General features: G+C 53.4%; 29 protein-coding genes. 10 read left to right on the forward strand and 19 right to left on the reverse strand.

Translation table 11 applies throughout. The features are described from left to right. The first annotated feature begins 144 nt into the window (after positions 1–144). The 5 genes from FPZ49_RS21895 to FPZ49_RS21915 all read left to right on the forward strand — a co-directional run bounded on the left by FPZ49_RS21895 (position 145) and on the right by FPZ49_RS21915 (position 3,672). Positions 145–594: a MarR family winged helix-turn-helix transcriptional regulator gene (locus FPZ49_RS21895; protein ID WP_144850965.1), complete on the forward strand. Its 450-nt coding sequence runs from the start codon at positions 145–147 to the stop codon at positions 592–594. After that, complete coding sequence (locus FPZ49_RS21900) at positions 591–1,796, forward strand: MFS transporter (protein WP_261381534.1); 1,206 nt, start codon at positions 591–593, stop codon at positions 1,794–1,796. Before FPZ49_RS21895 ends, FPZ49_RS21900 begins: the two co-directional genes overlap by 4 nt. 94 nt (positions 1,797–1,890) lie before the next feature. After that, positions 1,891–2,688: a metallophosphoesterase family protein gene (locus FPZ49_RS21905; protein WP_186445988.1), complete on the forward strand. Its 798-nt coding sequence runs from the start codon at positions 1,891–1,893 to the stop codon at positions 2,686–2,688. Positions 2,689–2,869: 181 nt separating this feature from the next. Next, the gene (locus FPZ49_RS36445) at positions 2,870–3,280 is read left to right on the forward strand and encodes a hypothetical protein (protein ID WP_144850974.1); all 411 of its coding nucleotides are present in this window, start codon (positions 2,870–2,872) and stop codon (positions 3,278–3,280) included. A gap of 11 nt (positions 3,281–3,291) precedes the next feature. Then, on the forward strand, positions 3,292–3,672 hold the full coding sequence (locus tag FPZ49_RS21915; protein WP_261381539.1) for an ROK family protein: 381 nt from the start codon (positions 3,292–3,294) through the stop codon (positions 3,670–3,672). Positions 3,673–3,819: 147 nt separating this feature from the next. Here the strand turns inward: FPZ49_RS21915 and FPZ49_RS21920 are convergent, their stop codons facing one another. Continuing rightward, the gene (locus FPZ49_RS21920) at positions 3,820–5,988 is read right to left on the reverse strand and encodes a family 78 glycoside hydrolase catalytic domain (protein WP_261381535.1); all 2,169 of its coding nucleotides are present in this window, start codon (positions 5,986–5,988) and stop codon (positions 3,820–3,822) included. A gap of 17 nt (positions 5,989–6,005) precedes the next feature. Further along, the gene (locus tag FPZ49_RS21925) at positions 6,006–6,422 is read right to left on the reverse strand and encodes a GNAT family N-acetyltransferase (protein ID WP_144850980.1); all 417 of its coding nucleotides are present in this window, start codon (positions 6,420–6,422) and stop codon (positions 6,006–6,008) included. A 64-nt stretch (positions 6,423–6,486) separates the two neighbouring features. Here FPZ49_RS21925 and FPZ49_RS21930 point away from each other — a divergent pair, with 64 nt between their 5' ends. Then, a complete protein-coding gene (locus FPZ49_RS21930) occupies positions 6,487–6,714 on the forward strand; it encodes a DUF3951 domain-containing protein (RefSeq protein ID WP_261381536.1) in 228 nt (75 codons plus the stop codon). Between the two features lie 9 nt (positions 6,715–6,723). Here the strand turns inward: FPZ49_RS21930 and FPZ49_RS21935 are convergent, their stop codons facing one another. Further along, positions 6,724–7,899 (reverse strand): alanyl-tRNA editing protein, encoded by a 1,176-nt coding sequence (locus tag FPZ49_RS21935; RefSeq protein ID WP_144850987.1) that lies wholly within the window; start codon positions 7,897–7,899, stop codon positions 6,724–6,726. Next, positions 7,899–8,327 carry a GNAT family N-acetyltransferase gene (locus FPZ49_RS21940; RefSeq protein WP_144850990.1) on the reverse strand — a complete coding sequence of 143 codons (429 nt, stop codon included), beginning with the start codon at positions 8,325–8,327 and terminating at the stop codon, positions 7,899–7,901. The genes FPZ49_RS21935 and FPZ49_RS21940 overlap by 1 nt, the downstream gene beginning before the upstream one ends. A 307-nt stretch (positions 8,328–8,634) precedes the next feature. Between FPZ49_RS21940 and FPZ49_RS35930 the strand changes: the two genes are divergently transcribed. After that, positions 8,635–8,811 carry a YetF domain-containing protein gene (locus FPZ49_RS35930; protein ID WP_186445990.1) on the forward strand — a complete coding sequence of 59 codons (177 nt, stop codon included), beginning with the start codon at positions 8,635–8,637 and terminating at the stop codon, positions 8,809–8,811. 78 nt (positions 8,812–8,889) lie between these two features. Here the strand turns inward: FPZ49_RS35930 and FPZ49_RS21945 are convergent, their stop codons facing one another. The 3 genes from FPZ49_RS21945 to FPZ49_RS21955 form a co-directional block, all read right to left on the reverse strand. Beyond that, positions 8,890–9,285, reverse strand: a complete 396-nt coding sequence (locus FPZ49_RS21945; protein ID WP_144850993.1) for a VOC family protein — start codon at positions 9,283–9,285, stop codon at positions 8,890–8,892. 28 nt (positions 9,286–9,313) lie between these two features. Then, entirely contained in the window at positions 9,314–10,408 is a 1,095-nt protein-coding gene (locus FPZ49_RS21950) for a threonine aldolase family protein (RefSeq protein WP_144850996.1), read from the reverse strand. 112 nt (positions 10,409–10,520) lie between these two features. Next, positions 10,521–10,808, reverse strand: coding sequence for a hypothetical protein (locus tag FPZ49_RS21955; protein ID WP_144850999.1), 288 nt, complete (start codon positions 10,806–10,808; stop codon positions 10,521–10,523). A 30-nt stretch (positions 10,809–10,838) separates the two neighbouring features. Here FPZ49_RS21955 and FPZ49_RS21960 point away from each other — a divergent pair, with 30 nt between their 5' ends. Continuing rightward, positions 10,839–11,630: a cysteine hydrolase gene (locus FPZ49_RS21960; RefSeq protein WP_261381537.1), complete on the forward strand. Its 792-nt coding sequence runs from the start codon at positions 10,839–10,841 to the stop codon at positions 11,628–11,630. A 100-nt stretch (positions 11,631–11,730) separates the two neighbouring features. Here FPZ49_RS21960 and FPZ49_RS21965 read toward each other — a convergent pair whose 3' ends face one another. The 10 genes from FPZ49_RS21965 to FPZ49_RS35935 all read right to left on the reverse strand — a co-directional run bounded on the left by FPZ49_RS21965 (position 11,731) and on the right by FPZ49_RS35935 (position 19,222). After that, a complete protein-coding gene (locus tag FPZ49_RS21965) occupies positions 11,731–12,642 on the reverse strand; it encodes an NAD(P)-dependent oxidoreductase (RefSeq protein ID WP_144851002.1) in 912 nt (303 codons plus the stop codon). A gap of 220 nt (positions 12,643–12,862) precedes the next feature. Further along, complete coding sequence (locus FPZ49_RS21970) at positions 12,863–13,549, reverse strand: N-acetylmannosamine-6-phosphate 2-epimerase (RefSeq protein WP_144851006.1); 687 nt, start codon at positions 13,547–13,549, stop codon at positions 12,863–12,865. A 115-nt stretch (positions 13,550–13,664) separates the two neighbouring features. Then, positions 13,665–14,132 (reverse strand): CBO0543 family protein, encoded by a 468-nt coding sequence (locus FPZ49_RS21975; protein ID WP_144851009.1) that lies wholly within the window; start codon positions 14,130–14,132, stop codon positions 13,665–13,667. Between the two features lie 84 nt (positions 14,133–14,216). After that, positions 14,217–14,669, reverse strand: a complete 453-nt coding sequence (locus FPZ49_RS21980) for a GNAT family N-acetyltransferase (RefSeq protein ID WP_144851012.1) — start codon at positions 14,667–14,669, stop codon at positions 14,217–14,219. Positions 14,670–14,791: 122 nt separating this feature from the next. Next, the gene (locus FPZ49_RS21985) at positions 14,792–15,172 is read right to left on the reverse strand and encodes a VOC family protein (protein WP_144851015.1); all 381 of its coding nucleotides are present in this window, start codon (positions 15,170–15,172) and stop codon (positions 14,792–14,794) included. Positions 15,173–15,340: 168 nt separating this feature from the next. Further along, positions 15,341–15,514 carry a sulfatase-like hydrolase/transferase gene (locus tag FPZ49_RS21990; protein WP_144851018.1) on the reverse strand — a complete coding sequence of 58 codons (174 nt, stop codon included), beginning with the start codon at positions 15,512–15,514 and terminating at the stop codon, positions 15,341–15,343. A 37-nt stretch (positions 15,515–15,551) separates the two neighbouring features. After that, positions 15,552–17,690 (reverse strand): ADP-ribosylglycohydrolase family protein, encoded by a 2,139-nt coding sequence (locus FPZ49_RS21995; protein ID WP_144851021.1) that lies wholly within the window; start codon positions 17,688–17,690, stop codon positions 15,552–15,554. Between the two features lie 58 nt (positions 17,691–17,748). Further along, on the reverse strand, positions 17,749–18,660 hold the full coding sequence (gene rbsK / locus FPZ49_RS22000; RefSeq protein WP_144851024.1) for a ribokinase: 912 nt from the start codon (positions 18,658–18,660) through the stop codon (positions 17,749–17,751). 14 nt (positions 18,661–18,674) lie between these two features. Continuing rightward, complete coding sequence (gene rbsD, locus FPZ49_RS22005) at positions 18,675–19,052, reverse strand: D-ribose pyranase (RefSeq protein ID WP_144851027.1); 378 nt, start codon at positions 19,050–19,052, stop codon at positions 18,675–18,677. A 32-nt stretch (positions 19,053–19,084) separates the two neighbouring features. After that, positions 19,085–19,222, reverse strand: a complete 138-nt coding sequence (locus FPZ49_RS35935; protein WP_222429946.1) for a hypothetical protein — start codon at positions 19,220–19,222, stop codon at positions 19,085–19,087. A 423-nt stretch (positions 19,223–19,645) separates the two neighbouring features. Here FPZ49_RS35935 and FPZ49_RS22010 point away from each other — a divergent pair, with 423 nt between their 5' ends. Further along, positions 19,646–21,220: an FMN-binding glutamate synthase family protein gene (locus FPZ49_RS22010; RefSeq protein ID WP_144851030.1), complete on the forward strand. Its 1,575-nt coding sequence runs from the start codon at positions 19,646–19,648 to the stop codon at positions 21,218–21,220. Between the two features lie 97 nt (positions 21,221–21,317). Here FPZ49_RS22010 and FPZ49_RS22015 read toward each other — a convergent pair whose 3' ends face one another. Together FPZ49_RS22015 and FPZ49_RS22020 are read right to left on the reverse strand one after the other, a co-directional pair. Further along, a complete protein-coding gene (locus tag FPZ49_RS22015) occupies positions 21,318–22,541 on the reverse strand; it encodes a mandelate racemase/muconate lactonizing enzyme family protein (protein WP_144851033.1) in 1,224 nt (407 codons plus the stop codon). Between the two features lie 28 nt (positions 22,542–22,569). Beyond that, positions 22,570–23,625, reverse strand: coding sequence for a tartrate dehydrogenase (locus tag FPZ49_RS22020; protein ID WP_144851036.1), 1,056 nt, complete (start codon positions 23,623–23,625; stop codon positions 22,570–22,572). A 321-nt stretch (positions 23,626–23,946) separates the two neighbouring features. On the opposite strand from FPZ49_RS22020, the gene FPZ49_RS22025 reads away from it, so the two are divergent. Then, positions 23,947–24,678, forward strand: a complete 732-nt coding sequence (locus tag FPZ49_RS22025; RefSeq protein ID WP_144851039.1) for a sulfite exporter TauE/SafE family protein — start codon at positions 23,947–23,949, stop codon at positions 24,676–24,678. Positions 24,679–24,801 lie beyond the last annotated feature (123 nt).

A 24,801-nucleotide genomic window follows, 5' to 3' on the forward strand; every position in this document is an offset into this window, starting at 1 on the left:
CCGCTTAGATTCGGTTGTGCGTTAATAGCATTATCATTAGCTTTGCCAATTTCGCTGAGGTTCATCAATTTTTTGTAATTGACGTACGATAGATGTCAGACATATAATTGCTATAGCAACTAATTGACTGGGGTGTCTTGGAACATGACGTTGGATAACTCGCTTGGGTTCATCTTGAATCATACCGGGAGAAAAATGAGCCAGCTGCTAACGCTGCAATTTCAGCCGCATGATATTACGACGGAGCAGTGGACTGTGCTTCATCGCCTTGCCGAGCAGGACGGAATTAGCCAAAAGGAGCTGGCGAAGCGGGCGGAGAAGGATCAAACCAACATTACGCGCATCTTGGATCATCTTGAGCGCAAGGGCTTGGTAGAGCGTAGAACCAACGCGGAGGACCGCAGGTCTTTTCTGACGTACATCACCGAAGCAGGCCGAACGCTTGACAGCACCCTCGTTCCGATCGAGAACCAAGTGATCCGCTCCGTGCTGCATGGGCTGACGGAGGAACAAATCCAAACGCTGCGCGAGCTGCTGCTTCACCTGACGAGAAACGCGAATCAAGGCATCCTAGAATGGGAGGAAGAAAAGTGACCACCGCGCTGAAACCAAAACTATGGAATCGCGACTTTGTTGCTGTGTGCTTCAGCAGCTTTTTTTTGTTTATGACCTTTTATATTCTGGCCGTGACACTGCCGGTCTATGTGACCGATCAGCTTCATGGCAGCCAGCAGCAGGTCGGCTTAATGATGACCGCCTTTATTGTCACGACCGTCATTCTGCGGCCTCTGACCGGCAAATGGCTGGATGAACGCAGTCCAAAGCGGATTCTTTTGCTCGCTCTGATCCTGTTCACTGTGTGCGCCGCGGCTTATATGGTTGTGCACAGCTACTCTGCCCTTCTGCTGCTGCGCTTGATTCACGGCATCTCCTTCGGGATGGCGGCTACAGCAACGGGGGCGATTGCCGTCGGACTTATCCCGGAACAGCGAAGTGGTGAAGGCGTAGGTTATTTTAGCTTGTTTATGAGCCTTGCGATGGTCGTCGGACCGTTCCTCGGATTAACGATTATTGAGCATCAAAGCCATACCGTGCTGTTCAGCGTATGTATTTGCCTCGGTCTGCTGTCCTTGATCAGCGGCTCGTTCGTCCGCATCCCTGTGAAAGCAGCCAAGGCGAAAACCGCGCAGTCCGCTGAAGCCGGCTGGAAAAAGCTGATCGAGCCCAAAGCGCTGCCGATCTCCATTGCTGCATGCTTTCTCTCCTTTTCCTACGGCGCTATTACGACGTTCTTATCGGTTTACGCCAATAGCATCGGACTTGGCAGCTATTCGAGCTATTTCTTTATGGTCTTCGCGGCGATGATCGTACTCTCTAGACCATTTACAGGCAGCTGGTTTGACCGGTATGGGCCGAACCTGCTTGTGTACCCTGGCGTGCTGCTGTTTACACTCGGAATGCTTACGCTTAGCTTAGCCGGTTCACCCGTCGTTTTCTTGTTGTCCGGCGCTGTGCTGGGACTTGGATTCGGAGCCCTGCTGCCGAGCTTCCAGACGATTGCGATTCAAGCCTCCCCTGCCCATCGCAGAGGTCTGGCTACCGGTACTTATTTTCTATTGTTCGACTCGGGCTATGGTATCGGCTCGTATGTGCTTGGCGTCGTCGCGGCGCATTCCAACTACCATCGGATGTACTTCGTTGCTGGTCTAGTTGTGGCATGCTCTGCGGTCTTGTATTATGGGCTGCACCATCGGAAGCAGCAAGCTAACAAGCGTGGTGCTGAGCTCGCAGCGTGAATCTAGCACTTTTGGGGTGAGGGAAATTTTGGTATGATAGGTCTACTAGCCTATGTAGTTCCTATCATTCCAAGGTTTCTAAGGAGGTATGCAGATGAAAATCGCCGTGATCACCGATCCCCACTTCATTTCACCTGATGAGCCCCACCTGGAAAAGCGAAATAAACGGCTGTTTTTCGCCGATGCTTGGCCTTCGTTTGATCGCTTAAGAGCGAAGCTGCGTCTTGAAGCGCCCGAGCTGGTTATTTGCCTAGGCGATATGGTGGACTGGTACAGCAAGGCGAATCGCGATTTTGCCGTCTACCAGCTGAATCAGCTTCCTTGCCCCTGGGTATCGGTCCCAGGCAATCATGACTATCAGTCGTTTGCCGAGCACGATGGCGAGTATCGCTCCGTTCCTCCGCATGAGGGACGCGCCGAAGTGAGCAAAGGCTGGCTGGAGCAGGGCATCGAGCTTCACAACCGATACATAGATGCTGGAGATACGGGGCTCATTTTGCTGGACAGCGCGCTTAGTGAGGTTCCCCTTGGTACGAAGGATTGGCTTCGCAGTCTTCAGGGTCGGCATAGACGTCAGCTGCTGTTTACTCACGTGCCGCTCGATTTGCCTGCGACCAGAGAATACATCTTATCCATTGACCCGGAACGCAATATGGGCAAATACGTGCAGAGCAAAGCACCTTGGGTCGCGCGCGAATGTGAAAAGCTCGGCGTCAGCCATGTCTTTACAGGGCATCTGCACTTTCAAGGCGAGCTGCAGGCCGCTGGTATGCGCATGCATTTGCTCAGCAAAGCGATCACCGGGCTGCGTCAGCCCGTGCTGCACGCGGAAGCGCTGATCCTCGAGCTGGGCGACACGGTGTCGACCCGACGGATCGTGCTGGAGGCTTGAGCAGGCTCGTGCAACGCGGTTTTCCGCGTTGCACGAGCCCCGATCGGGGAGCAGGCGCCTGCAGCGCGGATTTCCCGCGTTGGACCAGGCCCGCTCGGGGCGCAGGCTCCTGCAGCGCGGTTTTTCCGCGTTGGACCAGGCCCGCTCGGGGCGCAGGCTCCTGCAGCGCGGTTTTTCCGCGTTGGACCAGACCCGATCGGGGCGCGGGCTACTGCAGCGCGGATTTTCCGCGTTGGACCAGCCCCGCTCGGGGCGCCGCCCCAACGCAAAAAAAGCTGACTCAACATTCGAGTCAGCTTTTCGCATTTTCGCGCTATGTCATAATCGCAGCTGCTCCTCCTTCACCTCGAACAACGTGGCATCGCCGCTGAAGTGGCGCTCTAAATCTTCTACCAAAGACTGTGCGGCGGAATTGGATTGGCATGATGTGCAGGTGGGGGCGATGGTGGAGCAGGAGAATGGCTGGCCGACGGTCGTTGTCAACTGCCACCGCGCCAGAGGACTGTCGGAATGCCGGTATGGCTCCGGCCAGTCGTTTAACCATATGATCTATTCCGGGTCGGTACGGGAATTGCAGCCGGTCTTTATGTAGATCGGCAGCTGCTGTCCGGCTCGCTTGGGGGCGCCGGTGAAATCGGGCATACGACCATCGTGCCTGATGGTCCAATATGTCCCTGCGGCAACCACGGCTGCTTACAGGAGCTCTCCGCCGGTCCGGCGATGGAGCAGCAATACCGCATGCTAGTGCGCTCTTCTGAGAATTCGATTATGTATTATGAGCCTCACATCAATCTGCAACCACTTAAAGCAACCGATGTCTGCGCCGTAGCCGAGGAAGGCGATGAGCTGGCGGTCCAGGTCGTTAAGCAGGCCGCTTCCTATTTGGGCATCTCAATGGCGAACAGTTCAATCCGGAAGCCATTATTTTGGGCGGAACGATTCCGATCGCAAGTCCGCTGTTTGTCGATACCGCGACCAAAGTGATGCGCCAGAGAGCGATAAGCCCCCTGGCGGCAAACACGGCAGTAAACACCTCATCCTTCAAGAATATCGGTGAGCGCTGGGAGCAGCTAATTTTGCTTTTGATAAGCATCTTACGCTGTCCTTTTTTTAGCGGCGCGGTTCGACTTGCTAGGAGATCACGGTCACCTGCGGAGGCACGCTGAGGGATATCTTCCCGTCTTCGCAGCGGACATGGATCGGTCCCGTGGCCACCTGAATAGTGAGCTCGAAGCGATGGAACTGCTTTGGAAGCTGCGGCTGAAGCCGTACCTCCGTCCAGCCTGGCTTGCTTGGCTTCAGTCCAATAATTTCCTCGATCAATAGCGGTACAGGCGCGCTGGCCCATGGGTGGCATAGGCTCGTATTCCACTTTTGCTCCTTCCCCCAGGCCTCGAAGCAGGTGGTCGCACCTTCCCGAACCATATTGCCCCAAGACTGCTCATCCTCGCTTGAAATCAGGTCATAGAGCAGCTCATACTTCCCAGCCTTCGCCAGAGCCTTCAGCACGAAGTAAGCAAAGTACACGCCGCAGCTGAGGCGCTTCCGGCTGATCAGCTCCACGATCGACTCGACGGCCTCTTCTGGGGCCAATCCGAACAACAGCGGCAGCACATTGGCGTGCAAGGATGCATGCCCGCTGCCTTCCGCATCCACAAACAGCTTCTGCTTGCCGTCGTAGAACAGCTTCAAAAAGGCTTGCTTTCGCTCAGGTAAACGATCTTCAAACGGAATTCCAAGCTCCGCCTCGATTTGTTGGACGGTTGCGATGCATCCGTAATAGAACGCGTTAACGACGTTATGGCAGCCCTCAGTTACTGGTCGCGTAAGCGGAAAGTCGTAGTTGTCCCGCAGATTGTCGGGCCAGTCGACCAGATTCCATTTTCCCTTCACGTTCCTCAGCAAGCCGTCCTGCTCATAGGCCCGGAAATATTCCAAAATACCGGCCGCGACCGGATACATCCGCTCCAGAAACGCTTTGTCCCCGCTCTGCACATAATATTGCCACAGCTGCATCGGCCATTGGAGGGAAAAATCAGCGATTTCCTGCATAAAGCTCCCAGGTGCAACAGCCAACAGTCCAGGACATGCCGCTGCGCTGAGGGCAAAATCCTCAATCCCCTTCTTGACCAATCGAAGATCGCCGCTCACATACATATGGGCATGGCCGATGATCGTGTTGTCGCCCAGATACTGCCCTTTTTCCCGGCTGGGGCAATCGACGAAGTTCTCTTGCGAGCCGTACCGGACGCCATTTTTGCAGATCGCCCAGATCTCATTCACTAGCGGATCGGAGCTGTCCCAGGTGCATCGGGTGTCGTCCATCGGATAATGCCTCACCACGGCGTGGATGCTGTCCAGATCGACTTCGGCGTCACCACTGAGAATCTCCGCATAACGGAACGCCTTGTATTCATAGAGGTTCAGAGCATCCTCCTCGCCGGAAAGCGTCCAAAACTCTTGATATTGGCAGTTGCAGCGCATGTTATATCTTGCCGATTGACCGTCTTCTTCCAGCTCTTCGGAGCAGCGGATTTCAATCACCTGGCCCAACGTGCCCTTGGCATTCATCGCCAGCTGTCCCGTCAGCTCGGTTCCGAAATCGACCAAATAATGGCCTTTTCCGAGCGTCGTGATCGTCTCCGGAGCCCTTGAATACACGCTAAGCACAGGCGTCGGCTGCAAAAACAGCTGATGATCGGTTTGAGTCTCTGCAGCTTCAAGCCAATCGCGGTCGTCAAAGGATACTTGCTGCCACTCACGGATCGCGAGTCTGCTGTCGATATTCTCCAGAAACTGCGTCTCATACCCCGTCGTTCCACCCGAGACATACTCCTCTGCGGAAGCATATTTCCAAGAAGCATCCGTCCCCAGCTTCAGCGTGCCATCCACAACCAACTCCGCAATCAGCCCTTGGCGCAAATCGCCGCTATTGTACGCACGGTTAACAAGCCCCTGGTAATACACGTGGACCGCGATGACATTGCTGCCCGCAGTTAAATAAGGTCGAACATCGATCCGATTATAATAATAATGGAACGGGTATCCTTGAGCCGGTCCTTGCGCAACGAACTGTCCATTAATGTACAGCTTGTAGTAATCATCCGCCGTAATATCTATGTATGCTTGCTCGGGGATCCCGTCGAGAGTGAACGTCTTGCGTACGAGCATATGCTTGTTTTTCAGCTCCTCCGGATGCTCGTGTTTGACCGGCTCGAGCTCCTTATGCAGCATCTGGAATGGTGTGTGGTGCTGAAACTGTCGGTCCTGAATCCACTTGGCGCTCCAAACCTTGTCCAAGATTCTCACTCCTCACGCTAGGTGTTTTTAGAATAGACAAAAAAACCTGATCGCCGCTCCCAGCCTGTGGAAGCCCAGAAATCATTGCCAACCGCATTATCTTCGATTACAAAAATATGGCATTTCTCGATACCCTCCAGCCGCAGCTGAGTTAAGCTTTTTTGCACCAGCTCCACGCCGATGCGCTGCTTCCGATAGTCCGGACTCACGGCCACGTGGTAAATAAACCCTCTGCGCCCATCATGCCCGCACAGCACCGTACCGACGATTCGCGAATCGCGCTCGCACACGTAACTTAATCCCGCATTCCGCTGCAAATACCGCTCGATGCTCTCCTTGGAATCGGCACTGCTTAACGCTAGTCCTTCGATGGAGTTCCATAGCGCTATCATTTGTTCGTAATCGGTGATTTGCATTTCTCTGATTATGTTCATGGTTTATCAACCTACCAATCTGCAAATACTGTTCCATAAAAAAAATAGGAATGTGGTGAGTCCAGTGAAGTTCGATTTTGCGACGATCACGCTGCTGTCGTTGATTTTTCCAGTGTTCGTCCTCATCATCTACATCATGATCAAAGCGGTCGTCAAAAACAAAATACCAGACAGCCGCTACACCCCCTTCGACAATATCACAGGACAGTCGACGGTCGTGTTTCATGAGCAGAAAGAGGAGAAAGAGGAAGAAGACGAGCACGGCGATGATAAGGATAAAAATAGGAAGTAGCCGCCCCCCTTACCTGCCTAGCAGCTCCTGTCGAGCAAACGTGTAAAAGCCTTCCGCATCCTCCCAGCTCGCAAAGCCGGCCTGCGCCATTTTATCGCTGCCCCCGCCTTTGCCATTGAAGCTTCCCAAGTGCGCTTTAAAGAACGCACCGCAGGATAGGGACGCGCTTCCCGAATGGGCAAGCACGACTTTATTGTCCTCTCGCGTGGCCAGCAGAACTGGAACCTCGCCGTCGGCAGCCAGCTTCACAGCCAACGCCTGCAAATCCTTCAGCGTCATCTCGTCAAACTGATGCGTAACCAGCTCCCCCTCGCGGCTTGCGAGCAGCTCCTTGGCCATGTACGCATTGTTTTTCTCCTTCAGCTCCGCCAGCTCCCCTTGAAGCTGCTTATGCTCGTTTTCCCATTTTTCCAGCCGGTCGATGATTTCGTCCTTCCCGGTGTTGAATTTGGTAGCAAGTACGCCCAAAATTCGCTGGCAGGCATTGAACTCCTCCAGCGCGCGGGTGCCGCACTTGAAGGCGATGCGGGTGAAGCCCTTTTGCTTCTCGGTTTTGAGCAGCTTGATCATGCCGATCTCCCCCGTCGAAGCCACATGCGTGCCTCCGCAAGCGTTATATTCCACGCCCTCGATCTCGACGATGCGAATATTTTCCGTCACTTTCGGCGGTTTGACCAGCACCATCTCAGCCAATTGCTCGGAGGTGACAAAATAACTGACGACGCGCCGGTTCAAATAAATGTGGCGGTTCACCTCTTGCTCAATCGCAGCCAGCTCGCTAGGCGTTAGCTCAGGCTTGTCCACATCGATGGTCGCGTAGTCCGCGCCCAGATGAAAGCTCATCGTCATCGCCTGAACCAGATCACGGCATACCGCCGAGAGCAGATGCTGTCCACTGTGATGCTGCATATGATCGAATCGACGGCTCCAATCAACCCGGCAGCTTACTTCGGTCGTTTCAGGCAGCTGCGCCACCTTGTGCAGCACTTCATCTTCCTCTAGGCTCACATCCAATACGGGAATGCCGTTGATCGTCCCTTCATCACAAGGCTGCCCGCCCCCATGCGGATAAAACGCCGTCTGCGCCAGCGTGAGATAGTATCCGTCTTCTCGTTCCAGCGTGCGGGTAATGCTTGTCTGCCACTCTTGGATATAAGCCGATTCATAGTACAATTTGGTCGTCATTAACGTGCTTCCCTTCTGCTATTGTCCATCGATTTTTCCATAATAACGTATTGTTTTCCGCCCTTGGTAAAGGTCGTCTCCGTCTCCACCAGACCGAATTTCCGGTAAAATGCCGCTTTATTGCTCCTAGCATTGCAAAAAATGCGCTGCACGCACGCCTCCTCAGCCTCCTGCAGCATGTGCTTCAGCAGCTGACTTCCGTAGCCTTTGCCCTGCTCGGATACCCTAGTAGCGAATTTGCGAAACTGCGCTTCAGTTCCATCTATGAAAAGAGATACGACCGACACCAGCCGTTCCTGCACAAACAGCCCATAGTGCACACCCGCATCGTCATCCTCCAAAATCACGTACGCCAGCTCCCGCTCCGGCCACATCACCTCATGCCTGAGCTGCCAAGCTTGTTCTTTCTCAATCCTTTTAATCTCCATTTCATCATCTCCGGGTTCAACGTTGCGTGCGACCATCAGCCTCTATTTTCTCATGTTTTCCTAAAATGCGCACCTGCATAAATGGGCTTGTGGAAACAAATGCTAATTTGGGTGTTGTTGGAGGAGATGAGTGAGTTGGATATTTTTTGGAGAGTCGTTGGCTTCGTTCGCTACACTCCTGCTGTTCCCACGAATATTGGGCAAAAAGCAGCTCAGTCATTTGGTATTACGTTCGGCTCCATTGCCGCGGTCGTCGCAGTTGACAAGAACAAGAGGTGGATTATGCGATTTTGGAATCGAATGAATTGTGGACGGCAGTATCGTCCGGCGCAATTTGAAGGAGCTGAACCTGAATCAAGCCTGGCTGGAGGAGCAGCTCAACCAAGCCGGCAGCTCGCTTACGGAGCTCCAGACGATTGTGTACGCCGAGCTGCAAGCCGACGGCACCTTATACGTGGATAAACGAAAAGATATGGTGCACTAGCTAACAAGACTTTACAAGGCGCGCAGCACAAAAAAAAACGCCCTGCTCATAAGAACAGGACGCTATGATAAAGGTGGCTTATGCTGGAAGGTTCAGCTGCCATGAAATGCCGAATCGGTCGGCGACCCACCCAAACTTGCGGCTAAACCCATAATTCCCGAGCGGCATCATGACGCTCCCGTTCTCTGAAAGCTGACTATAGAGCCGGTCCACTTCCTCCTCTGAATCGCAGGTGAGAAAGATCGAAAACGCCGGAGTGAACGTAAAATCGTGCTTTATATTGCTGTCAATGCACATGAACGTCTGACCTTTTAACGAGAACGACGCTTGCATGACACTGCCCTCTTTTCCTGGCCCCTCGGCTCCATAACGCGTCAGTTTTGTAATTTCGGACCCTTCGATCAAAGAGGTGTACAAGTTCATCGCTTCTTCCGCATTGCCTTGAAACATCAAGAACGGTGTCACATGGACCATGGCAGATGATTAGCTCCTTCTGAATAATTTACAGCACGTCAGCTGTCCGCTCATCCAACAGCTTCATGGCTTGCGCCAGCTTGGCCTTCGGAATTTTGGCATATCGGTCGCCCAAGCTAACCTCATAATAACAAGCATGCTCACCGTTTTCCTTCAGATTCGCGGTCAAGCCGACTTCCGTATCCTGATAGACAGAGATGAGAATGGGCTCCAGCTTCGATTTCGGCAAGGGGACATGCACATGGAACATGTTGCTGACCGGGACCTGCGGTCTAACCTCTAGAGCGCGGCACGCACGATAGAAATCGGCGAGCTCTTTAGCCGCTTCGTAGTATAGTCCCATTTTGTCCTTCCGCTCGTTGAAATAATACTCCGCACTGAGAATATAAGGGTACAGGCTGATTAAATCGCCGCCGTGACGCCGCTTCCACACCTTGGATTCTTTCGTAAACTCCTCATCCCCTGCAAGCATCGCGCCGGCAATTCCGCCAATCCCTTTGTAAAAGGACACGTACACGCTGTCAAACAGACTGCAAATTTCCTCCGCCGTCTTTTGGTAGTAGGGCAGCGTTTCGTACAATCGCGCTCCGTCCAGATGCAGCTTGATCCCTTTTTCGCGGCAATAGGAGGAGATGGCTTCGAGCTCTTCGTATTCAGGCAGCTGGCCGCCGATTTCGCGCTGTGGCAGCTCCAGCAGGACACAGGCCACGTCCTCTTTCAGATTCACGACATCCTCCAGACGAATGATCCGGGTTTTATCCGCCAGCAAAATCGACTCGATCTGGTGCAGCTCCTGCAAGCCTTGCTCCTCATGGATTTCCAAGTGGCTCAGCGGATGGTAGGCGACTTTTTTCAGCCCCTTCCGATCACACCAAATTCGCAACGCGATCTGCTGCGCCATCGTCCCGCTGGGGAAGAACACCGCCGATGGCTTGCCTAAATACTGCGCAATTTGCGCTTGAAACCGCTCGATAACCTCGCCCGAGCCATAATTATCGCTGTCCAGCTCCGGATCAATCTGCTCCAATGCTTCGATTAGCACACTTACATTTCGTTTTCCATGGCCTATGACCGGATAAGCGGTCTGGTTAAACGCTTCAACTAGTGGATTCGTTGTACTCATACGTGCCGATGCCCCTCTTCGCTGTAGTTCTCGTTTTCGTCCAAAGTATACCATTATCCCTTCCATGAAAAAAAGAGCGAGCCTCGGCTCACCCGGTATCGTGCGGTTCAGATTAATGTGAGCTCATCATACGAAACAAGCCGAACAAAACGAGCAGGATCAGCCCCATTAACGAGCCTACGAAAAATAAAAATAAGAACACCGTCACCATTTTTTTGAGCACAGGCTTAATGGGCTCGTCAATCAAAAACGTCAGCCCGCAAGCTAGGATCAGGAGAAATAAAAACCTCCAGACGTAAGGTACACGCATAGCCATCGCCAGCGCATACGCGAACGAGCCGGAGTACATCCAATATTTCGTTTGTTTAGTCATCTCTTGCTTGACGCGCTTGTTCAGCATTCGTTCTGTCTCGCCTCCAGCGCATAGAACATGAAGAAACACACATACTATGCGTATTACCAAAGAAAGGAAATGATGATGAGAAAAATACTCCCTTGCTGCCTAATGCTCTCGCTGCTCTTAGCAAGTAAGGCATCCGCCGCGCCTGCGCTGCCAACTCCTGGAATGCAGGTCGATCCGGCTACTACGGCCTTAGTGATCACCGACCCGCAGAATGACTTCTTGAGTCCTAAGGGCGTCGCATGGCCGTTAGTGAAAGACAGCGTCGCTGCCAATCATACGATCGAGCACCTGGAAGCTTTGCTCCAAACGGCCAAAAGCCAAAATTTTCAAGTTTTCGTTTCACCGCATTATTACTACCCTTACGATCAAAACTGGCAGATCGGCGGCGCGATGGAGCATTGGATGCATGACGCCAAAATGTATCAGCGCAAAGGGCCCTTATCGCTAGAGGGCTTTCAAGGCTCGGGTGCCGATTTTCTTGCGCGCTATAAGCCCTATATCGAAGATGGAAAAACGATTATCACCGGTCCGCACAAAATCTTCGGTCCCGAGGCCAACGATCTGGCACTGCAGCTGCGTAAGCACGGGATAACTCGAGTAATTCTGGCCGGGATGTCGGGGAATCTTTGCGTTGAATCTCATATGCGCGAGTTGACGGAGCAAGGCTTTGAAGTTGCCGTCGTTCACGATGCCACCGCTTCGGCTCAGCTGAACGGTTTGGATGGCGATCAGGCAGCCCAAACGAACTTTCGGATGATTGCCAGCGCTTCATGGACCACCGCAGAGACCGTGCAAAAGATGAAAGCCGCTCAACGCTAGCTTGCTCGCAACTGTTACAGCGTGTCACTCGATGTCGATTGTCGAGGATGGAAGAAGGGGAATGAACCGCCATCGCCCGGCCGTTCACTCCCCTGCGCTTTTACTTCGACCCAATCTCCGTCCCGGTCCAAGACTCATAGACCTTGGCCACCGCACTCATATCTTCCCCGCCCCAGCCGTTGTTGCACGCCATCTGGAACACTTGCTTCACTGAGGCCAGCACGGGTACTGGGATTTGCAGCGATTCAGCCAGGCGCTCCGCCAGCTTCAGGTCTTTGAACATGAGCTTCGTCATGAACTGTGCGGAAAAATCACGGTTAATGATTTTCGGCCCCTTCATTTCCGCCATGCCGCTGCGACCGCCGCCGCCGCCGAGCACCTCAAGGAACAATTCCGGATCGCCGCCAGACTTCTGCACCATCATCAAGCTTTCCGACAGCGCCATTAGATTCGCCGCGACCAGCATATTGTTCGCCAACTTCGCGTTGCTTCCGGCTCCGTTCGCGCCCATGTAGACCGCCTTTTTCCCCATCGCTTGGAACAACGGCAGACATTGCTCGTAGCATTCGCGATCGCCGCCGACGATGAAGGTCAGCACACCCTCGATGGCCTGTGGCTCGCTTCCCGTCACCGGGGCATCCAGCATTTTCACACCGACCGAAGCAAGCCGTTCAAAAAGCTTCAGACTGGTTACCGGGGAGATCGTGCTGCAATCGACAACAATGCTCGGTTTGCGCGCTCCTTCACCTTCGATTGCCGCCACAATGCCTTGGGCGCCGAAATAAACTTCTTCAACCGCCGAATCATCCGTCAGCATCGTGAACAAGATGTCACTGTTCTGTGCCACTTCCTTGACGGTAGCTGCGATGGTAACCGCTGCGTTGCCCGATTTTAAAGCTTGCGCTTTCTCAGGGTTCCGATTGTATACCGTTATAGCATTGCCTGCCTTCAGCAGGTTCGCCGCCATCGGCTTCCCCATCGTGCCCAGACCAATAAATCCAATGTTCGTCATGTTCTCTACTCTCCTTAAATAGTATGATGATTATTTATTATAGACTGCTGCTGCCTGCAAAAGCCAATCTAGCCGCGCCAATCGTACAGGCCCATTCCCTGGTCTCGCGCGCCGCACCTCCATCGTGATTCCGGCCAGCTGCAGCTGGGACCCGAAGCGATCCCACCAATAGTGGTAGGAATTCGTAAGTCCTCCCCCAATGACGACGAAGTCCCCCTAACTATCCAAACTTGCGGATGGCTTGAACGTAACGCTCTGCGATCAGCTGCGGTCTGGTAATCGCGGAGCCGACTACAACAGCGTAGGCTCCGGCCTTCAGCGCTTCCACAGCCTGCTCTGGTTGCCAGATGCGCCCCTCAGCGATGACCGGGATACTAAGCGCTTGCGCGGCTTGCTGCACCAGCGCCAGGTCCGGCGCCTCCTGCTGTAGCGAATACGGCGTATAGCCGGACAACGTCGTAGATACGCAGTCCGCGCCAACCTGCTCCGCATACTGGGCTTCCTCCAGTGTGGAAATATCGGCCATTACCGGCAGCCCTCGCGCATGAATATAAGCGATCAGTTCCTCCAGATTCGTACCTCCCGGTCTCGATCTCCTCGTGCCGTCGAGGGCAATCATGGAAGCGTTTGCAGAGATGAGATCATCTACTTCTTGCTGCGTTGCAGTGATGTACACAGGGCTGTCAGCGTAATTTCGCTTGATCAAACCAATGACCGGCAGCGGAGACTGCTCCCGGATCATTCGAACATCCGACGCACCATTGGCTCGAATGCCTACTGCGCCTGCTGCTTCGGCTGCCTTTGCCATTTTTACCATCATCTCGGCGCCATGCAGCGGCTCCTCCTCCAAGGCTTGGCACGATACAATCAACCCTTTGTGCAGCTGGGTAAAGATGGGATGGGTCATACAAGCTCTCTCCTTAGGTTCAAAAATCGCTTGGAGCATTCTGGCTACATGCCCAATATACCATACGATTGATGCACGTCTCTAGGGTAAAAATGGCATTCCTTCGTTATTCCCGCTATTTCGGCTCGCGAAAGAACCATCGGATATAGACATGGCAGACATGCAAAACAAACCAAATGCTAACAAATGAATACATGCTGTTCCAGTGATTATAGCGTATGAGATTCGTGTATTTTTGTAGGGCGACCTCAATCACCGTTAAGACGATCGGAAACATCACCGAGTAACCCATTTTCCTCAAAACTCCCGCCTGCCTCGGATAATGCAACGAATATAATGAACAAACGACGGGCAGTGCCAGAAACTCATACGTAAAGTTCGTCTGAGTCGCTTTGTCGAAAAAATGAACGGGATAATCCACTAAATCGTATTGAACTACGATTACCCCAAGCAACCACGTCGGTACTTGAGCGATTAGAAATCCAATCTGTGCTTCCCGCAGCTTCTCCCTTGGTGTGAACATCACCTGCATAAGGATAGATACAACCCAAACGGCGGCTTCCATTACATGATCCCAGAACATCACTGCACCACGCCTTCTGATAATGCTACCAGTATTGCCAAATGTCAGCATTATTTACATTGAAGGTGCTCGCAGTTCTAACATTTACAAGTCCTGCGCTAAACGGATCATATCCCTGCAATGAATACCATTTTCATAGATTTCCTCGCTGTAATGCCGAACGAAAAAATCCACGTCCACACCGACGATTCGAAAACCGCATTTCTGATACAACGCCAACTGACCAATGCTCGAATTGCCGGTACCAAGCTCAATCGTCTGATAGCCTAATGATCTGGCGGTCGTTACCGCGTGCATCACTAGCTGCTTGCCGCTCCCCTTGCCCTGAGCCCCCTCGGCAACGGCAACATTCACCAGCTCCACAGTAGCAGGACGAGTAGGAAGCAGCACATATACACCCATGATCTTCCCGTCACTCTCTGCAACAAAACACATTCCCCGCACAAGATATTCTTCCACCAGCACACGGGATGGATCGGCTAGTAACAATAAGCTCATGGGAGCTTGCTCGTTTTTATGCAGGTTTCTAACTATCATTCGAATACTCACTCCTAACCGTTTCCTTCAAACGTGTAAAAGGCTGACATTTGGTCCCGATTCGGCCTTAATCAGCAGCACTTGTCCAGCTTTATTAAAATGTAACACGCGGGCCGTTACACTCAGCCATTCTTTTTCCCGGTGCCAAACCCGATTACATAACCATCCAAATCACGCACCGAAAAATCCTTCCAAGTCCCCCAATCAAACTCGTACTCCTTAGGCTCGGAGGTGATGATGGCGCCATTGGATCTTAATTCTTCATAGAGCAAATCCAGCTCCTGAAAATCCTTCACATAGGCATAGGTGTTCCAAGTCCCTTGGTTTGGTCGGACATCATCTGGGTCCTTGGCTTGAACCAGCTTGAATCCTAATCCGAAATTATCGCGAATCGCCCAGTGCTCATTCACTTCGCAGCCTAATGCCTCTTCATAATATTTCTTCGACTTCTCAAAGTCGGAAACGAGCAGAACGGTAAGTGAGCTATCAATGCTAGCTCTCATACTGGCACACTCCTTTTTTGGAAAATACACCCATATATAGATTACCGAATATATGTTCGTTTGTAAATACCTATAAAAAAAGCGCCCCGCCAGCCATTGGTCTTGGCAAGAGGGGCACTTCCAGTTGCGGATACATTACGATGCCCGGGGCGCCGGGAAATACCCGCATCAGATCCGGCTCGGCGTACACACCGGGCAATTGCTGTAAGCATTGCTGAAATAGGTGCCCTCGGCAGCCAGCTGATCCAGGTTCGGCGTTTTAATATACGGATGGCCACGGTAGCCGGTAATCAGCGGATGATGCTGGTCGCTGCAAATGACGACAATATTAGGTTTGCTCATCGTAGGCTCCTTTTTCTAAATAGGTTTAGGATAACGCTTAGATGCCCGCAACCGAAAAGCTCCGGTAATGGGTATGGCTTCCGCCTGCATTAGAGAACCCGACCATGCCGGACAAATACGGCTGGTTCTCATCCCGGTAATCGATATAAGGCGCGCCGTTAACTGCGATCTGGAATCGGTTTCCTTCCGCTTTCACCGAGATCGTAGCCGCCTGCTCCAGCGTCCAATCGCAAGGAGCTTCCGTCAGCACGCTGTAGCCGTTATCGTTCTTGTACAGCACCAGCTTGCCATTCGGCGCAAAGCCAACCGCATAGGAGCGGATCCCGCCCTGCACGCGGAAGCTCACGCGATGGTGATCGCCCAGCTTCGGAACGACAACGGATTCAAATCGGTAATCCTCCCACTCCAGCTGACCGGTGTAGCTTTCAGCTGGCTCGCCATAGTAGCTGCCGCTCAGCTCGCCGTCTTCGAGCGTCCAGATTCCGCGCAAATACGTCATCTGGCTGACCTCGATATGCAGGCCGGTCCATTTTTCCAACCGCTCCCCAGCAAAATCAACCGAATAATTCGGCTTGCCGCTGAACTTGACGTCGTCGATGTAGCAAACGAGGCTTGGTCCCTTCACGCCCTTGCCGTCCATCGGGATAAACTCGATGCCCGCATGCTCCAGGCACACGCCTCTCAACGAAGGAATGTTGAACTCGAGCGACGTCCATTTGCCCGAAGTCAACTGCACGGCTTCCCCATAATAATCAGTACCGCTGTTCCCGTCCTTGACGTACAGACGAGCCATGACCCGCTGACTGGCCGGACCCGGATGCATCACCTTCGCTTCCATCGTTTGACCTGGATACAAAATCGGCGAGAAGCAAGGGTCGTACCGGCTGTCGTTGAAATCGTCCGGACGATAATAAGTCTGGTGGTACGCACGGTATGCGCAGCCGCCCTGCACGTTATCGAACAACACCTTCAAAGATCGGCCGCCCTCTTCCGAGGAGACCGCAGCATTGGAAATCCAGCCTTGAACCGGCAGCGGATCGTTGTGCTCCAAACGGAATGTATGCGTGGAGCCCGGGTATTCGAAATGAAAGTGCAAGCCCTTGGCTTCAAAAATCCCCGCCCATTTCTGAGGAACCGGCTCACCTGCCAGCTTGTACCCGATCTTGGCGATGTAAGTAGCGCACCATGGGATGTCGAGAATGTTGAGCGATCCGATAACACTAGAGCAGCAGAGGAAATCGTTGATCGGCTTGCGCCATTTTTCATCAATGCATGCAATACCTCCGCGAACCCCCATGATCGTTGCGACGTTAGCCACATTACAATCGGTATCCCAGCCGCACATGTTGCAGATGTTGATCGTTTTCGAGAAATCGCCTGCGCCATACAGCAGGGATAAGATCATAACCGCTGAGTTCGGAATAATGTGGCAGTGCCCTGGATATTTATGATAGCCGTAGTTTTCTTTCACATAATGGAAGCAATCCCGCCAGCTGCCCGGATTCGCCTTGTAGAAATTGATCACGTCGCGCGTTACTGCGGCATACTCGCAATCCGCTGGAATTTCGGCCAGACCGGTCTCGAGAATGCGCTCCATATCCTGCTCGTCAAAAGCAGCGGCAATACAAGCAGCAATAAACATTCCGCCGTATTTTCCGTTGCCGTCATGCGAGACCGAAGCGATCTTTTCGGCAAAATGAGCAGCGAGCCCCGGATTCCCAGGTGCAATGAGTCCCCAGACGTCGATAAAAATTTGCCCGCCGATTTGCTCGGCCACCGCCAGACCGTTCTGCTCGATCGAGCCTGAGCGCGGAGCCATGATGCCGTTCTTCAGGTTCAGATACGCGGTATGCTCGGTGGATTTGCCGTAGCCGCCCCACCAGTAGAACCCATGGCCATCCGGCGCGTAGTTCAGCCACGTGAGCCCCATTTGCTCCGCCGTAATGCCTGTTCCGCACATATAATCCTCCAATGCACGCAGGAAGAACAAGGGTCCGTTGGTGTCGTCGTCGGCCGCAAAATTATTGAATTCGTGCAAGTAGCTGGTTATCTCACCGAACGTACGCTCAATGCGGTCATAGGTCCAGTTCTCGATATTGCCGCCGTGCCTGACCCCGATTACCTTAGCTAACCAGCCTGCGTATACTTTCTCAATATAATCGTGTCCAATCGCCATGATTGATTCCACCTTCGCTAGTCTTAGGATAGTTAATGAAGGGACGCTAGGGTCCTCGTTATTTCGAATTCATGAATTGCTCGACTTCCTCAAGGGTCGGAATCGATGCCTGCGCCCCGCTTCGAGTCACGGAAAGCGCTGCGGCTGCTGATGCCAGCTTGAGCGCCTCGGCAACCGGCTTGCCCGAACAAATCCCGGCGGCATAATAGCCGATGAACGTGTCGCCTGCCGAGGTGGTGTCCACAGCCTTCACCGCATAGGACGGTGTGAAGGTTCCGCTTCCTTCGCGATCCATGTGCACCGATCCGTGCTCACCCAAGGTCACGATGACCTCCTGAGCTCCGGCGTCGATACAATCGCGTGCTGCAAGCACAGCGTCCTCTTTGCTGCCCACTGACCGGCCCGTTACATACTGGGCTTCCAATTCATTGAGCACCAGGGTGCCGATCAGCGGCATGACCTCGGCCGAAATTTTAATGGCCGGAGCCGGATTCAAGAGGACATGAATGCCTTCGGCGCGCGCCCACTGCATGACGCTGACATTCGTTCCCCATGGAATTTCATTTTGCAAAATGATGACCTTCGCCGTTTCCATCGAGGCCTGCGAGAAGTCCTCCTGCGTTACCGTGCCATTGGCTCCCAGCGTGAGCACAATCTGATTTTGCCCGGCATCGTTGACCAAAATATACGCCATCCCTGTAGCGCCTTCGCGTACAGAGATAGCCGAGGTATCGATCCCCTGCTGCTGCAGCGCCCCTTTGATCTCCGCACCAAACGGGTCGGTGCCGACCGCGCCGACCATCGCAACCGCGCCTTCAGCGCGCGCAGCGGCCACCGCCTGATTGGCGCCTTTGCCGCCGTAATAATACGCCGTGCTCTGACTGTGGATCGTTTGTCCAGGAACAGGATAATCCGCCACCCGGCTCACAATATCTACATTAATACTGCCTACCACAACAATCTGACTCATCGCCGATCCTCCGATCAAAAGGTTACTCCGGACTGTAAGATGACATTCGCATAAGGCGTACACTCTCCGGTCCGAATGACCGCCACCGCACGCTCGGCAATCAATCGCTTGAAATCCTCATGCGGCAAGGAGCGGATCGGAGTGCCTTCCACAGCCGATGTAAGCTGCTGGTACACCGGACGCCCGCAGGAAATCAACTCGCTGGCCACCACAGCTTCTTCGATCTGCAGCGTCTCGATAAGCCCTGGCGTACCTGCGGTTAAAGCCAGATCGATGCGCTTCACATGGGGCGGAATCGGCAGACCGCAATCCGCGATCACGAGATGATCCATATGCCCCATGCGGGCGATCACACTGGAGATTTCCGAGTTCAAAAGCGCTGTTTTTTTCATCTACATCTCATCCTTATGCATTGAATTCGCTGTTATCCCTTGACCGAGCCCATCAGCATTCCTTTATTGAAATACTTTTGCAGGAACGGGTACACCAGGAGCAGCGGAAGCGCTGTCAGCACGATGGCCGCCATTTTTACCGCCGGGGAATACTGGTATTCGGTCGACATATTTTCCAAGCTGCTGCTCGCTTCGCTCATCATTTGCCGCAGGAAAAGCTGCAACGGTTACAGCGCGGAATCACCCTGTCCGTTGTCAACGATCCCCTTCCCTGCGCTTATTGTTGTAAACGATTGCATGAAAGCGTTGTCTTTAACGTATCACACGCTCTGAAAAACGGTCAACGCTGCACAATCATGAGATTGGTGCATTATTCAACAATCATTGCATGCCGCTTCTTCTTTTCCTCACATTTTCATATCCATAAGCTGAGAGCCTGCCGCTTGCTTCGAGTTTTTCGACATTTTTCGATCCCCGGGCGTCTTTCCGGGACGCAAATGTCCGCTTAAGAAACCCCGAATGAGATTGGTAATTCGTGGCATACTACACTTCGTTAGTTTCTAGATTGCAAGTGTAACGGGAGGGTGTTTACGATGGTTCATACCGTGCTGTTGATCCTATTGCTTGTCATTGTGGTACTGCCGCCGCTTATTTTTTTCGGCTATATGTATGCGTTATCCAAGCAGCCGAAGCATTCGATCATCCGCTCTCATCCGTTTCTCGGCTGGCTCCGCTACTTGCTGGAAAAGCTCGGCCCGGAGCTCCGCCAGTATTGGTTTGACAGCGACACCGAGGGGAAGCCGTTCTCGCGTGCCGACTTTGTAGGCCTCGTCTATGCGGCGAAATACCGGACGGACCTCATCTCCTTCGGCGGTCGGCGCGATTACGAGAAGCCCGGCTTCTACTTGTCCAATGCGATGTTCCCCAAATTGACCAGCGAGCTCAAGGCCGATAACGAGACGCTGCTGCCGGGAAAAAAATATGTCATTACGGATGAAGGGCTGTTCACGCGACAGGAAAAATTCATTGACGACCAGGTCAAGCCTTGGCTGCTGCATGATGATGACGTAATTGTGATCGGGCAGCACCGCAGAGAGCCTTGGAAACTTAAAGGCATGTTCGGCGCATCCGCCACCTCCTTCGGCGCCGTCGGCGAGAACTATATCCAGTCCACCGGAAGCGGCGCTCTGATGGCTCGCGGCTCCTGGATCAATACCGGCGAAGGCGGCGTCGCGGACGTGCATCTGGCCACCGGTGTCGATGTCATCTCGCAGATCGGCCCCGGGTTGTTCGGCTTCCGGGACGACACAGGAAAATTTTCGATTGAGGAGTATAAACGGAAGGCGTCCATTCCCAACATCAAAGCGTTCGAGCTGAAATTTCATCAAGGGGCCAAAATTCGCGGAGGTCACCTTGAAGGCTCCAAAGTGACCGAGCCCGTCGCGAAGGCACGTCTGGTTCCGATCGGCAAAACGGTCAATTCGCCGAACCGTTTTGAGTTTCTGACCAATTCGGAGGAGGCGCTGCGGTTTATCCGAACGCTGCAGGAAGCCGGCGGCAAGCCGGTTGGGGTCAAAATCGTCGTCGGCGACCAGCACCGGCTGGAGGAGTTTTTCCAGACGATGATCCGGCTCGATATCTTTCCGGACTTCATTACGGTGGATGGCTCCGAAGGCGGGTCCGGAGCGACCTTCAAGGCGATGGCGGATGGCATGGGGCTGCCGCTCTTCGCTGCGCTGCTCATCCTCGACGATACGGCGCGTCAATTCGGGGTGCGCGACAGGTTCAAAATCTTCGCCTCCGGGAAGCTGATCACCCCCGATAAGGTGGCGATCGCCCTCGCACTCGGAGCGGATTGCGTCAATTCGGCGCGCGGGTTTATGATGGCGAACGGGTGCATTATGGCGCTGCAGTGCCATACCGGCAAATGCCCTACAGGGGTCACTACAACGGATTCGGAGTATCAGGCCGCGCTGGCGCCGGAGGAGAAGCAGTGGCGCGTGATGAATTATATTTTGCAAATGAGGGAAGGCTTGTTCTCGCTAGCGGCTGCCTGCGGCTTGGAAAGTCCGCGCGGACTAAGGCGGGAGCATGTGGCGTTTACGAACGAAAAGGGCCAAACCACGCGGATCGTGGACCTGTTTCCATATCCGACACCATCGAAGTAATAAATGCTTCGTAATTGTGCATCCCCCCGTCAGGTTGAGCAGTAAAAAGAGCAGACCCCTATGGCCTGCTCTTTTACGTGTTTGACTGTCTCTCCCATTAACAAATCCGATGCGCCTTCCGCAAAATGCTGTTCACCGCGATGTAATCCATCCCGAGCCCCGGCTCGGTAGGAATGGCGATGGTGCCATCCTTGACTTCCATCGGCGGTGCGAACAGCGCGCTCGTCTCTTTGACGCCCGCTTTATTTTCTTGATACTTCCCAATATTCGGAATATACGAGGCAAAGTGCAGCACATACACATATCCGAACCCGCTGGAAATGTGTGGCGTGACCGGCATGCCTTTCAAAGCGGCCATCCGTGCGATCCGCGTGTTGCGGATGAATCCGCCGTTATACTGCAAATCCGGCTGCACTACTTGTGCAGCGTCGTTGTCGATAATCCAGCGAAAGCGGCGCAGGCTCGTCTCCTGTTCACCCAAGGCAAGCGGAATCGCCAGCGCATCGGCGACTTCCTTCGTATCCTCCAAATGCTCGAACGGACACGGCTCCTCATAGAAAAAGGCGTTGATCTCCTCCAGCATTTTCCCGTACTCGATCGCGACCGCCGGGTCGTAAGAGCCGTTGCCGTCCGCATGAATGTCGATCGCATCCCCCAGCGTTTTGCGGGCCAAATAAATTAAGCCTTCGGAGCGTCCTTCGATGGAATCGGCATTTTTGCTCATGCGTCCCCCGACCTTGAACTTCACCGCTTTGGCACCGGTATCCGCCATGCGTCGCTGAAGCACCTCGATCTCTTCCTCCGGCGTCGTGCCGCGATTGCCGCTCGCCACATAAATCGGAACCTCGCTGCGAATCACCCCGCCCAGCAGTGCGCCGATCGGCTTCTCCACGATGCGTCCCAGCAGATCCAGAATACTGGCTTCCACCCACGAAATACAGCACCACAGCGCCAAGCCGGACAGCTTGTAGTTGTTATCGTATACATAGACGCCTTCCAGGAGCTTTTCCAGATCACGGGCATCTTTGCCAATGAAAAACGGGATGATCAGCTGCTTAAGCAGCGGGTGCAAATAGTCCGCGCGTTCGCTTGCCACCGCAATCCCCTCGGAGCCGTCCTTGGAGCGGGTGCGAAGAAAGTACAAGCCGTTGTTGAAAAACATTTCCATCGATTCGATTATGACCGGCGAACTGATACCGCTTACATCGAGCACAGGCGCATTGCAAGCTTCATCCAACTCCGCAATGGCTACATTGGACCGGGGGGTGGTCAGCGACCCGTCCAAGTGCAAATAGGAAAGATCGTTATACTTCGTCACCATGGCGAATCCTCCTGAGGAAAAAATAAAATTATCGTTTCAACCGTTTCAAAATTTCCTGAGTCACTTCCTGGGTCGTAGCTGTTCCGCCGATGTCCCCTGTCTTTACGCCGGAGTGTGTGACGTCCTCCACCACATTGAGTAAGTGCTGCCCCATCTCTTGGTGACCGAGGTGATCGAGCATCATTTTGGCGGTCCAGATTTGGCCGATCGGATTGGCGATGCCTTGTCCCGCAATATCCGGCGCAGACCCGTGAACCGGCTCGAACATGGATGGAAACTTGCCGTTCAAGTTAATGTTGGCCGCCGGCGCAATCCCGATGCTGCCCATGATGGCGGCTCCGATGTCCGTCAGTATGTCTCCGAACAGGTTGCTCGCAACCACCACGTCAAACACATGAGGCTTCGTTACAAAAAAAGCCGACAACGCATCGATATGCGTCGCTGTCGTTTTCACGTCTGGGTACTCTTTGCTTACGTCCTTGAACACTTCATCCCAGAATGGCATGGAATATACGATCCCGTTGGACTTGGTCGCACTGGTGACATGACCGCGCCGTTTCTGCGCCAATTCAAACGCATACCGAATCGCGCGCTCCGTTCCCTTACGGGTGAACACGGCATTCTGAATCGCGATCTCATCCGCCCCCTTGTGGATCCGCCCGCCGATCTCGCTGTACTCGCCCTCACTGTTCTCCCGTACCACGAGCAAGTCGAAATCATTCGGCTTCAGCAGAGGAGACGCCAGCCCGCGAAAATATTTGGCCGGACGAATGTTGATGACCTGCTCAAATTCGCGTCGTATTTTGATCAGCAATCCCCATAGCGATACATGATCCGGTACCCGCTGAGGGTCACCGACCGCACCGAGGAAAATCGCTTCGAAGTTTTGCAACGTTCGCAGCCCGTCGTCCGGCATCATTTTTCCATGCTGCTCGTAATAATCACAGCTCCATGGAAAGCTGGTATACTTGAATGAAATCCCGCCATGCACCTCCGCAATAGCGTCTAACACGTCCGTAGCTGCTGGGACTACCTCTTTTCCAATGCCGTCTCCAGGAATTACCGCGATCTCATACTGCCTCATCTCATGCTCCACTCCCTGTTCTGTAAGTTATGATTTGCCCATCTGCAACCGCTTACGAAACACATACCTCTTAACTATACGTGATTCGCGCCAATCCCTCAATAACTGCCCGATAGAAAGTTCCAGAATTCTACTGGTGTTGGTTTTATAACGGCTATCAGGGGACCAAATGAATTGGCCGATCATTTTTTCCTCATAGATGGAAAAGGGTTCTTATTCTCCCCATAGTCCTCCACCCACACTCACACCTTGTCCAATCCCCGGTTCCACGATAAAATGGGCTCTATGGCTAATCGGATTCTACTTTGAGGTGAGAGAAGCGTGGGAGATTACCTGATTGTATTGTTAGTTGGACTTGCGGCAGGGGCGGTCGGAGGCGTGATTGGGACGGGCTCGTCGATCATGCTGCTTCCGGTGCTCATCTTTACCTTTGGACCGAAGCAGGCGGTGCCGATCATGGCTGTGGCTTCGGTGATGGCGAACGTGGCGCGGGTGATAGCCTGGTGGCGCGAAATTCATTGGCGAGCTTTCGTTGCATACTCGATCACTGGCATTCCGGCTGCGGTACTCGGAGCACGCACATTATGGGTGCTGCCGGCGCGGACGATCGATATTGCGCTAGGGATCTTTTTTATCATCATGATCCCCGTGCGCTACTTTCTCAAAGCGAAAAACATTCAAATTCGCCTCTGGCAGCTAGCCGTTGCAGGCGGGATCATTGGCTACTTGACGGGCATGGCGATTGCCACCGGGCCGCTCAGTGTGCCGGCGTTCACGGCCTTCGGCTTAGCCAAAGGCGCATTTATTTCGACGGAAGCGGTCAGCTCGCTCGGCCTTCATTTGAGCAAAGTAGTGACATTCCAAGAGCTGGGTGCTCTCCCGTTTAATTTGATCGTGCAAGGTCTGATCGTGGGCGGCTCGCTCATGCTAGGAACCTTCGTGGCCAAAGAAATTGTCAAACGCATGAGCATCGCTTCGTTCCAATACGTCCTGGACGTGCTGCTGTTCGGCTCCGGCCTCTCGATGCTCTGGGCTTCCTTCCAAGCAGCCTAATTAGTTACCCCTGAAAAAATCGGGGGATTTTATAGGAAATAAAAAAGGAATTCGCAACCTCCAGATGGAAGTTGTTGTTGTCGAGGCAACAAAAACCATCAAAACGAGGGGCGGAATTCCTAT

Source organism: Paenibacillus cremeus (assembly GCF_007786445.1).
Lineage (GTDB): Bacteria > Bacillota > Bacilli > Paenibacillales > NBRC-103111 > Paenibacillus_G > Paenibacillus_G cremeus.